This is a genomic window from Sphingopyxis sp. SCN 67-31 (assembly GCF_001725095.1).
In genome coordinates this window covers 1-7037 of the sequence record NZ_MEFH01000047.1, presented here as the reverse complement: position 1 = coordinate 7037, position 7037 = coordinate 1, and the positions used below count along the sequence as shown (strand labels likewise).

3 protein-coding genes are annotated in these 7037 nt (G+C 64.0%); all 3 read right to left on the bottom strand.

Features of this window, described 5'->3' with window-relative positions; all coding sequences use genetic code 11:
- Positions 1-1727 (bottom strand): heparinase II/III domain-containing protein (locus tag ABS88_RS05330; RefSeq protein WP_286749371.1); only part of this gene is annotated, 1727 nt, incomplete at its 3' end.
- Positions 1724-3937: a polysaccharide lyase 6 family protein gene (locus ABS88_RS05325; protein ID WP_286749370.1), complete on the bottom strand. Its 2214-nt coding sequence runs from the start codon at positions 3935-3937 to the stop codon at positions 1724-1726. The genes ABS88_RS05325 and ABS88_RS05330, both read right to left, overlap by 4 nt.
- A gap of 44 nt (positions 3938-3981) precedes the next feature.
- Positions 3982-7017, bottom strand: coding sequence for a TonB-dependent receptor (locus ABS88_RS05320; RefSeq protein ID WP_286749369.1), 3036 nt, complete (start codon positions 7015-7017; stop codon positions 3982-3984).
- Positions 7018-7037: the final 20 nt, after the last annotated feature.

The window sequence follows — 7037 nt, the reverse complement described above, 5'->3', positions numbered from 1 at the left end:
GCCTTGTCCGCCGCGCTGCCCACGCCATCGACCCACAGATGCTGGTAGCCGTTTGCGGTGCCCAGCACCGGCCGCTCGGCCAGCTTGCGATCGAAAACGATATCGCTGTCGATAATCTGTCCGGAAAAGTGCAGCGGCAGGTCATAGCGATGCCTGCCGCCGCCAGTTCCACGGAGGATATCGAGAATAAGTGGATTGCCGAGCCCGTCGATGTCGAGCAGCAACAGCGCGCGGCGGATCGCGACACCCTTGTATGCGCCGTCGATCGCCGCGATCGAATAGCGCGTGGGACCATCGAGGCGGCTCGCGAGCTGCTGGGTGGGAACTTTCTCTCCCACCTTCCAGTCGCCCGCAAAATGGCTTTGTTCGTCGACGACGAGCGTATTGTGCGCCACCGTCGCACTCGCCCAGCTGTCGTTTTCGGGGAGGTAACGTCCGCCGCGCTTCGCCTCGACATTCAGGAAGCGCGCCGCGCCATAATCGGTGACGACCGCGCCGGTCTCGTCATAATAGAGCCAGTTCAGGCGGTCGAAATGTCCGTGCCCCATGCCCTGCACGGTATTTTTGACGACGAGCAGCGGGCCGGTCGCCGTCGGCCGATCGCGCAGCAGGACAAGCGCCCCGCCCTTGCCGTCGGGCCCGTCCGACAGCAGCCGCGAGGCAAAGGGCCACGGCTTGGCCTTGCCTGCCGCAACGTCCGCCGCCAGCGCTTCGCCCGCGGGTGTCAGCACCGTATGTCCCTGCCGCTCGGCGATCGACAGAAAGACGGGATCGCGCGTCGCGGCATAGGCTATTGCAACCGCCTGATAGAGCTCATCGGTGCGCAAGCTCTTGTCGGGCATCGCATCGTTGATCGGAAGGAAATAGCCGTCGTGGGTGACGTCGATGGCGGTTCGCACGGCTTTCAGGACGATGCCCCCGCGATAGTCGAAGATCTTGCGCTGCGGTTCGTTGGCGTCGATCGCGGCAGCGAAGACCACGAAGGGCATCAAGGCATAGCGCTGATAATAGGGGCCTTCGGCGTAATAGCCGTCCGGCGAGAAGAGCAGGTCGAGCTGGCGCAGGAAGCCCGTCTTGCCGCTCTTGTCGAGCCCCAGCAAAGCCTTGTCGACCAGATCACGGTCGCCCAGCAAATAGCCCGCAAGCCCGACGCCGGCGCAGGCCCAGGTCGCATGATTATGGATCCGGCCGATCACCTCAGGCGACCCGTCGGACAGGAATTTCGCCATCGGACGGATCGCGCCATCGTCGATGCGCGCGCGCTCGGCGGGGGTCAGCGCATCGCGGATCTGCGCATAGCCCTGCACCGCATTGACGAGGAAGACGCTGTCGTTGAGGCTCTGCCAGAACAGCCGGCCGGCCGCCTGGTTCGCAGCCGCCGGGTGCGGCCCGAGCGTCGGATAAAGCTTCGCATAGGCGAGGAGCAGGTCGCGGACATGGTCGCGGTAGCGGACGTCGCCCGTAAGCCGGTAGAGCTGACCGCCCTCGAAGATGATCCGGTAATTGCGCTTATGCTGTTCGTGGGTGAAGCCGCCGCCCGGATCCTTCGGCACGGGCACATTGATCCCTGCCCGGATCGAGGCCTCGACATCGCGTTTCGCCGCTTCGACTTCGGCCGCGAACAAGGGCGCATAGGATCGGGTGTGCTCTGCGGTAGGCGGCGGCGCGGCGACGGCAGCCGCGGCAGGCATGGCAGCGGCGAGCAGAAGCGCAAGGGATCGCATCATGGCCGCGCCTCCATGGCATTGTTCGACAGATCTGCGCGCAGCGGGCCTTTATAGACCAGTTCTTCGACCCGCGGCGCCGGGGTGGCGGCAAAGCTGTTGCCGCTGATCCGTGTGTCGGGCGCGCCCACCGAATGAATGATCGCAATCGCGCCCGATTTCACGAACGCATTGGCCGTAATACGGACATGCTGCGCACCCGAAATGCGCAGCGCCACGCCGTCAGTGCCGCTGTCGACCACATTCGACCCGGTCATCGCAAACCACGGACCGAAGGTGCTCTCGTCCGTCCCCTTGCGCAGCAGATCGGCAATCATGCCGACGCCGGCAAAGCTGCTGTCCGCGATCGTCAGCCGCTCCATCGGATACCAGCCTTTCGGCTCCTGTTCGCCGGTCCCGTCGATAATGACACCCATGTCGGCGAAGCTGCTGTTCGCAATGATGATGTCGTCAGCGAAGGTTCCCGGCGCCATCGCGACCCCGGTGAGGCGCCCCTTGGCCGGTCCCCGCACTGACACGCCGTCGAGGGCGACCGTATAATTGGGGGCAGCGCCCGCTTCGATCGCGATCAACGGCCCGGCGCCTTCGGCGGCGTGCGCGTCGATCGCCAGATTTTCTACCCGCAAACCACCGCCGCCGACGATCCGCGCAAGCTGCGAGACGATGTGGAGCACGGGCTTTGCGTCTTTGGCGCCGGCGATGGTCAGCCGGTGGCGCACCGTCAGCGGCGCTGGAATATCATAGGTGCCAGTCGCAAGTGTCAGCGTGTCGCCGGGCTGCGCGCCTGCGACCGCCGCGGCGAGCGACGCGCCCGCGGCAACGCGGCGCGTGACGCCAGCGCCGAACGCCGCTTCGGGCGCTGTGCTTCGATACCAGCTGGCACCCACTTCGTCGCGCGTCACCGGACGAAGATCGCGCGGTGCGCCAATAGCGGCGAGCGCCGGGTCGGTCGGATACAGCAGGCCGTTCGCGCCGCGTTCGAGCGCGACCTCGCGCTGCTCGACCCCTGCGCCAAGCAGCGGCGTCGCCACGCGCGCCTCGACATTGTCGGCGAACGCAATGCCGTCGATTGCGCCTTCCGCCCGGAAGGGGTCCTGTCCCTTAGCCCCGACGATCAGGTTGCGATCGAACCGGCTGTCGACGGGCGGGGCCGAGCGTTCGGCATCGGCACCGGCGGCGAAGGTGATGCGCGCGGCGTCGATGATGCTGTTGCCCTCGATCCGCGCATTGGCGACCTGATGATAGCGATTGATCACCGAATTGGGGACGCCGTTCATCACACTGATCGCGCTCTTGAACGAGGTGCCCGCAAGCCCCTCCAGATAATTGTCGCGCACGATCTGATCGCGATTGATCACGCGCACGCCGCCGGTGTCGGGAACCCCCTGGCCGAAGAAGATATTGCGTTCGACAATATTGCCGTTGCCGTGCCGCAGCACGAAAGCGCCCTGCGAGGCGAGCACAAGATTCTCGCGAATGATATTGCCACCCGATTTGACCGAAACGATCTCGACCTCGCCGCTGCAGCGATCGAAGATGTTGCGCTCGACGAGCGTGTGACTGTCCGACAGCGATTCCTCGCTCGTCCCGATGCGGATCGTCTCGCCTCCATTCGATCCTAGCGGCGGGCGCGGTCCGAAATAATTATGATCGATGCGGTGCCGGTTATCGAGCGGATCGCCCGCCTTGCGGATGACCGCGAGGGTAACACCGCTGTTTGTCTTGCCCTCGAAATGCGAATGATCGACGCGGTTCCCGGTCCCGTAGAGCGCGACCCAAATATCTTCTGCGCGGCGGTCGGCCTTGCTGAAGCCGTCGATCACCACCTCGGTGACACGCGAATCGCGCGCCAGGTCGGACGAATTGCGCCGGAAGGAGATGACCTCGGCGGTCGGGCTCGCGCCGTCCTTGAAGACGAGGCCCGACACGACGAGGCGGCGCCCCGCCAGTCGCAGGTTCGACTGCCCGGGGAGACCGCCCTTGCCCTTGGTTTGCGCCGCGAGGGTGATCGGCTTCGTCGCGGTACCGGTGCCGACGAACAGCGCCTGGAAATCGCGCCATTCGCCGTCGGCAAGCAGGATGGCGTCGCCGGGTTTCGCCGCCTTGACCGCCGCGCGGAACTGCGCGGGATCGGACACGAGCAGGTCGCGTGCGTTCGCCGGCGCCGCGGCGGACGCGAGAAGCGCGAGGATCAGAACCGAACCGATTTTCAATGCCTCATCCTTTTATCTTGCCCTGCGCCGTCACCCCGAGCGCCCTAGAAACGCACCGACGCGCCGAAGGTGATCCGGCGATCGGGCAGCCCCTCGAAGCACAGCAGTGCCCCGTCATTGACGCAATATTGCGAGATTTTCGACTTGGAGAGGTTGACCCCTTCGACCCCGACACTGAGGAAGCTGTTGATATCGTAAGAAATGCTCGCATTGAGCTGTCCCCGCGCCGCGGTCACGACCGGAAAGCCGAAGGTGCTCGCAAGCGTTGCGCCGCCGACCGTGTCCAGCGTCCGGAACGCGCTCCGCCATGTGTAGCGCGCACGGGCCGACAGCCCGTATTTTTCGTAATAGAGCGTCAGATTATAGGCGTGCTTGGAAAAGTCGAGCAGCCCCTGCTTCGCGGTTACCGGCACGAAATCGGCATCATCGTAGATACCGTTGATCGCATTGAAGATATCCGTGCCGCGCGTCGCCGAGCTGTTGACCGCCTGGCCGCCGCCGAATTTCTGATAGGTGTAGTTGGCGACGATCCCGAAGCCCGATGCGAAGCCCAAGGCATCCTCGAACTGCGACAGGTCATATTGCAGCGCGACTTCGACGCCGGTCTGCGTCGTACTGCCGCTGTCGTTGATCGTCGTCAGGATCGGGACACACATGCCCGATCCGCCGATCGGCGATAGCTGGTTGCGAAACGCGATCGGATTATAGATGCCGCCGCCCTCGCACGGCGCGGTGATGTCGCGATAGCCATTGGCGTCAAGCGGCGCATCTTCGAGCTGGGTGACGAAAAGGTCAGTACGCTTCTTGTGAAACACCCCGACGCTGAGCACCGACGAAGGCGCGAAGTACCAGTCGATCGAGGCGTCATAGGAGGTGACGGTTTCGGGGCGCAGATTCGGATTGCCGATCGAGACCGCCGCGTTTTCGCTCGTCACGAACGATACCGAGGTCGACAACAGGTCGAAATCGGGGCGGTTGATGTCGCGGCCCCAGCTGGCGCGCAGCAGGATATTGTCCGCAACATCGGCGACGAGGTTGAGCCGCGGCAACAGCTTGCTGTAGCCGCCTCGGGTGACGACCTGCGTCACATTGGCGCCGGTGATCGAATTGCCGATCGAATCGAGGCTGGTGTCGAGCCAGCGAAGACCGAAATTGCCGCGTACCGGGCCGATCTCGAAATTGGCCTGACCATAGACCGCGTTGGTCGTCTCGTTGATCGAGAAATAGCCCGCCGAATTGGCCGATGCGTCGTTGAGTGCGCGCTGGCCGGGCGCCGCTAGCAAGGCGGCGCGCAGGATGTCGAGCGTGCCCTCGCGATCGCTGAACGCGCGGTTGGGGTCGACGAGCAGAAAGTCCTTGAAGAAAAGCGTCCGGCCGTCGGCGTCGCCGAAATTGTTCGGACCGCGAACCAGCAGATCGGCAAACAAGGTGCCGCGCGGACTGTCGTTGAGGCTGCTGAGCGTGAGCGTCGAGCCGACATCGTTGAAGGTGCTGGACGACCGGTTGAAGCGATAGCCGACGTCGAATGAGGTGAAGAAGGGCGTCAGGTCCGCGACATCGAGCGACAGATCGATGCGCGCCGCGTCTTCCTTGTTGCGCGTGCTGTCATTGCCGATCGACACCTGCTGCAACACGACATTGGCGGGGTCGAGCAATTGTTCGACCGTCGGCGCAAAGGGCGAGTCAAAATTAATGCCGAAGGCAAGCGATCCGCCCGACAGGTCGTAGATGAAGGGAACCGCATTGTCGTTCCCGGTAAAGACCGGGGCATTGGGGTTGAGGAAATTCAGCGTCGTGCTGAGATCGGGATTTCGCGTGTTCGAAATCGAACGCGATGCCTCGACGCGTCCGGTCAGCCGCCCGGCGTCGAACTCGGTGCCGAGCCGGTAGATTTCGCTCTTGGTCAGGCGAGCCCCGACGTCGCTCGAGAAGCGCAGATTGGGGTCGTCGCGATCGACCGCGATATTGGGCTCGATCGTGCCCGTCTCGGCGACCCGGATACTGCCGAGCTTCACGCCGTCGAGCGATCCGAAATCCACGGTCTGGAAGGATGTCGGGACGCTGTAGTCGAGCAGCGCATTGACCCCCGACCCCTGAACGCGCGAGCTGTCCTGCCGCCGCTGCTGGTCGTTATAGATGGTATCGAAATAGAATTTCACATGATCGCTCGGCGCCCATTCGAGCGTCCCCGCGAAATTCTTCGTCTCATATTCGAAATTTTCGAGCTCCTGGTTGAGGAACTGGATGCCGACGAAGTCGAAGTCCTGGGCGGCCGGGCGGCGCGTCGGCTGATTTTCGGTTACACCGCTGCGGACCACGGTCGCGTTGACATTTTCGACAAGCCCGCCGTCGCGATCGACGCGCGGACGGAAGGATGTTGCCTCCTGCTGGGTGTAGCTGCCGCTTACCACCAGCCCGATCTCGCCGATACCCGTCGACCATTTGTCGCCGAACGTCGCCGAGATACGCGGCCGGACGCTCTTCGACAGCTCGCTATGCTCGCCCTGAACGCGCGCCGCGAGCAGCATTTCCTTCAGGTCGAGCGGGCGAATGGTGCGCAGGTTGATGGTGCCGCCCACCGATCCCTCGATCGTCTTTGCCTCGGGCGCCTTGGTCACTTCGACCGACGCGATGATCGACGCGCTGACATCCTCGAAGCTGATGCCGCCCCGCCCCGACCCGGAGCCGACCGTCGAAACGCCGTTGATCTCTACGCGATTGTCGTTGGTGCCGCGAATCTGCACGCCAGTACCGACCCCGGCTTCGCGCGTGATTTGCACCCCGGTGATGTTCTCGAGCACCTCGGCGAGATTCTGGTCAGGTAATTTTCCGATGTCTTCGGCCTGGATGACTTCGATCAGATTGTCGGCGTTACGTTTTTCCGTGAGCGCACTCTGCAGCGAACTACGGATGCCGGTCACGACGATCGCATTGTCGTCCGCAGCATCGTCCGACTGCACCTGCTCCTGAGCCAGGGCGCTGGCGGGCGCGAGCAGCGCGCAGAGCGCGACCCCGGAAACCCATGCCGTCACCAGCCGCGACGCCCGCGCCTTGCGGCGCAGCCCAACATAATCCCGCATCATGCCTCTCCCCAATTGGC